Origin of the sequence: Mesotoga sp. UBA5825 (assembly GCF_002432955.1) — a bacterium.
Classification (GTDB): domain Bacteria; phylum Thermotogota; class Thermotogae; order Petrotogales; family Kosmotogaceae; genus Mesotoga.
The window spans coordinates 21,698-25,639 of sequence record NZ_DJHG01000082.1 but is presented as its reverse complement, the minus strand read 5'-3'; the positions used below and the strand labels follow the sequence as shown (position 1 = coordinate 25,639).

The 3,942-nt window shown below is 45.5% G+C and carries 4 protein-coding genes; 2 read left to right on the top strand and 2 right to left on the bottom strand.

The features are described 5' to 3' along the window. Positions 1–145 precede the first annotated feature (145 nt). On the bottom strand, positions 146–1,633 hold the full coding sequence (locus B3N33_RS07950) for a HAMP domain-containing sensor histidine kinase (RefSeq protein ID WP_292592892.1): 1,488 nt from the start codon (positions 1,631–1,633) through the stop codon (positions 146–148). Further along, entirely contained in the window at positions 1,633–2,262 is a 630-nt protein-coding gene (locus tag B3N33_RS07945) for a response regulator transcription factor (RefSeq protein ID WP_414674194.1), read from the bottom strand. The genes B3N33_RS07950 and B3N33_RS07945 overlap by 1 nt, the downstream gene beginning before the upstream one ends. A 161-nt stretch (positions 2,263–2,423) precedes the next feature. Between B3N33_RS07945 and B3N33_RS07940 the strand changes: the two genes are divergently transcribed. Together B3N33_RS07940 and B3N33_RS07935 are read left to right on the top strand one after the other, a co-directional pair. Beyond that, positions 2,424–3,116, top strand: a complete 693-nt coding sequence (locus B3N33_RS07940) for a polyphosphate polymerase domain-containing protein (protein WP_292592888.1) — start codon at positions 2,424–2,426, stop codon at positions 3,114–3,116. 17 nt (positions 3,117–3,133) lie between these two features. Next, positions 3,134–3,814, top strand: coding sequence for a DUF4956 domain-containing protein (locus tag B3N33_RS07935; RefSeq protein ID WP_214078201.1), 681 nt, complete (start codon positions 3,134–3,136; stop codon positions 3,812–3,814). The last annotated feature ends 128 nt before the right edge of the window (positions 3,815–3,942 follow it).

Sequence of the window (3,942 nt, the reverse complement as noted above, 5' to 3'; positions counted from 1 at the left end):
CAACTTGCATCTTGGAACTGATCCTTTGCTCTTGACCAACCTCCAACGACGAGCCACCAACCTCGGCTCTCTAAAAAAGCGAGTCTGTCACGAAGAAATAAAACTGTCCCGGGATCTACTCCCATTGCAATATACTTGAGTATTTTCAGATAACGAGGGTTTCCGCCCTTTCCAGCTCGAAGAAGAATTCCACGCCATCGGGAAGATTGACAAATCCGTGGCTCTTGCCATCCAGATCGCAAATGGTTTTTACTATCGAGAGCCCTATGCCGTATCTCTCCTCTTCCCTTGTTCTGGCATTGTCGGCTCTGTAGAAGCTGGTCCAGATCTTCTCGCTCTCTTTCCCGGGTATGTTCTGGCCCGAATTGAACACCCGCACAATCACAGAATTTCCTTGAACATCTTTTCGAACACGAATTTCCTTTCTCTCATCAACATGGTGCATGGCGTTGTCCAGGTAGTTGGTGAGTATCTGCTCCGTCCTGAAAGAATCGGCATAGACAACCGTCTTTTCACCCTCGACATACGCTAAGTCGATTCCATTTTCCGTAAGGACCTTTTCGAACTTTCCCGTCACCTTTCTTATCAACTCATCGATGCAAAACTCTCTCTTGTAGAGCGTAAAATTCCCTGTTTCCATCATCGATAGATCTAGGAGATCCTTCACGAGTCTTCCCATCTTTTCCGTCTCTTCCCTAATCACCGAGCAGTAGAAAGCCCGCTTTTCTTCGCCCGAAGCGACGTTCAGTTCCAGTCCTTCAGCGTATCCCTGAATAAGCGAGAGTGGTGTCTTCAGTTCGTGCGAGACGTTCGTGATGAACTGCTTCCTCATTTCTTCGACCACTTTTTTGTGTTCTATCTCCTTTTTGAGCGCTTCGTTCTTCTCGCCGAGCTCTTTTAGGGTCGAATCGAGAGATTCCGAAAGATCGTCTATGCTCCCAGCAAGCTGCCCGAACTCGTCTCTGGAATCTATTTCACACTTTTCCGAGAAATCGAGATCCTTCATCTTTTTGGTGATTCTGTTCATATGAAGGATCGAGCCGGTGAATTTTCTAGAAATGATAAAAGCAATTATAAGAGCCAGTATAGAAGATATCAGGGCGACTACCATCAGAAAGCCGTTCACAACCGATACACTGCTTTCTATGGAGGACACGGGAATACTCATATGTATGGAAAAGCCATTGTCCAGTTTAGATTTCAGGCTAAGAAACCTCTGTTCTCCCATCTTGTCTATGGCGAGCTCGATCTCAGTGTCGGAATCTATCTTTTCGCTGTAAATTGTTTCAAGAGGGTTCCTGGATGGAGGTATCCTTCTAGTGTCGATTCCAGGGACGAAACCACCGGACTCCTGAGGAATATTGTGAGTCGTATAGACCGGGTAACCGGAATCGTTGAAAATGAGAATCATTGCATTAAGCTCGTTGCCCAAATCGACGAGGAAATCGACTTTTTCTCCGTAGTCCGACACTCCGAAGGAATTGATGGAATTTCTGGCCCTGATAAGCTGATCCTTCTTCGTCTTCATATAGTACGGCTCCAGCATGAAGATATTCGCAAGCCACAGCGCCGAAATGATAAAGAGGATAACAAGAAGAATCTGCAGGAAGAGCTTCCTTCGTATTGAGCTCATTAGCGGACTCCGAACCTGTAGCCATACCCTCTGATAGTCTCGATGTACTCACTCGCCTCCTGCAGCTTTGATCTCAACCTGTTTATATGAGTATCGACGGTTCTGTCGGTGCCCTGGTAATCGTATCCCCATACACTGTCGAGAAGCTGGTCTCTTGTGAGGGTAATTCCGCTGTTCGAGACAAAACAGCTCAGGAGGTCGAACTCGGTGCGACTGAGAGCAATCCTCTTGTCGTTGACGTACACTTCCATACTGGAGGGCTTTACATAGAGAACTCCGATCTTCGTTTCGTCCTGCATCGAATAACTCCTTCTGAGTAGCGCATTCACTCTTGCTACGAGTATTTTAGGACTGAAGGGCTTGGATATATATTCATCGGCGCCATATTGGAAGCCTTCAAGTTCGTCGGTTTCAGCCGATTTCGCGGTGAGCATTATTACGGGGATTTGGCATCTCTCCCTTATTTCTTCGAGCACTTCTATACCGCTCATGCGTGGCATCATAATATCCAGTATAACTAGAGACAGATCGGGGTTTTCGCAGAACTTCTGGAGAGCTTCCTCACCATCGGCAGCTAGAAGCACCTCGTAGCCTTCCATCTCGAGAAAATCGGCCACCAGTAACCGCATATTCTTTTCATCGTCGGCGAAGAGAATCTTCAACTTACAACCTCCTGTCCAGTATGGCTTTATTCTAATATCAAAATGTCACAAATCAATCACACCGGTTCTGTGATAATTCTGTGACAGAGGCTCTCTAAAATCGATCGACAATGAACAGGAGGAATTGCATGGAAGATATCAGAGGAAGGCACGAACTCAAGTATTACATAAGCTATTTCGATTTTCTCTCTCTCAAGAGCAAGATCAGACACGTCATGGAGGTCGATCGAAACGCTTACGTTAACGGCGAGTACGAAATAATCAGCCTGTATTTTGACGACATATACAACTCGGCTTTCCGTGAGAAGATAAGCGGTACAAACAACAGAACGAAATACAGGATACGGATCTACAACTTCAGCGATAACGTAATTAAGCTGCAGAAGAAGGCCAAAAGCGGGGATCTCACTCAAAAGGTGAGCCGCATCATTTCCAGGGACAAATATGAAGAGATAATGAAAGGCCGGGCTTCCTTCCTTCTTGAGGAGAGACCGCACGAGTTCATAGACTTCTACGAAGGAATAAAGAACAGAACTCTGAAACCAAAGGTACTGGTTCGCTACAATCGCGAGGCCTACTGTCTGAGAGCGGCCAACCTGAGAATTACCTTCGACAGAAATCTATCGACGGGCAACAACAACCTGGATCTCTTCGACAGAAATGGTTCCTTCACATGTCCCGAAAGCAACCTCATGATACTCGAGATCAAGTACGACGGATTCTTCCCTTCTCATATAAAGAGTATCGTTCAAAGCAGTTCGAGGTTAAGGAGCAGCGCATCAAAATATGTACTTGGAAGAAAATTTAACTACTTGTATTAGTGTTTAGGAGGGTAAGTATGGAGACATTCAAAGACATTTTCAAGAACAGTTTTCTAGAAAACTTCTCGGCATCTCAGATATCGGCCGCCGATACGGCGATTACACTGTTAATTACCTTTCTCATAGGCATTTTCATCTTTCAGATATACAAGAGGTCATTCCAGGGAATTATGTACACCAAGAGTTTCAACGTATCCCTGGTTATGATAGCCATGGTTACCTCTCTTGTAATAATGGCCGTGACGACGAATATCGTGCTTTCGCTTGGAATGGTGGGCGCCCTGAGTATCGTGAGGTTCAGGACTGCGATTAAGGACCCTATGGACATAGTCTTTATGTTCTGGGCAATTGCCGTGGGGATAGTGACGGGCGCTTCTTTCTATCTGCTAGCAATTATCGGCTCGGTTATCATAGGCATAATCCTCCTCGTTTTCGCCAACTTCAAGTCTCAGACTTCACCCTACATACTTATGCTGGATTATGGGAACTCAGAGGCAGAGAAAGCGATCCTCGAAAAGCTGAAGGATAAGGCCAAAAGGTACAACATTAAGTCGAAAACGGTAACGAGTGAAAATATCGAGCTCTCTGTGGAATTGCGCATAAAGACGGGAGAGATTGAGTTCGTCAATGAACTAAAATCAATCGACAGCGTATCAAACGCCGTTCTTATAAGTTACAACGGTGATTACGCTGCTTAGCGAGGTGATTATATGAGAAAGTTCCTTAAGGTGTCGGGACAGATTTTGTTTGGCTTACTTGCAGTGATTTTCTTCGGTGCCTTTGAAGGAGATTCACAGACTGTCAGAAACGCTACGGACGCCGTTCT

What these genes read in the sequence shown, in the direction of transcription:
- B3N33_RS07950 (WP_292592892.1), bottom strand. Translation starts at nt 1,633, where the DNA reads ATGAGCTCAATACGAAGGAAGCTCTTCCTGCAGATTCTTCTTGTTATC.
- B3N33_RS07945 (WP_414674194.1), bottom strand. Translation starts at nt 2,262, where the DNA reads ATGCGGTTACTGGTGGCCGATTTTCTCGAGATGGAAGGCTACGAGGTG.
- B3N33_RS07940 (WP_292592888.1), top strand. Translation starts at nt 2,424, where the DNA reads ATGGAAGATATCAGAGGAAGGCACGAACTCAAGTATTACATAAGCTAT.
- B3N33_RS07935 (WP_214078201.1), top strand. Translation starts at nt 3,134, where the DNA reads ATGGAGACATTCAAAGACATTTTCAAGAACAGTTTTCTAGAAAACTTC.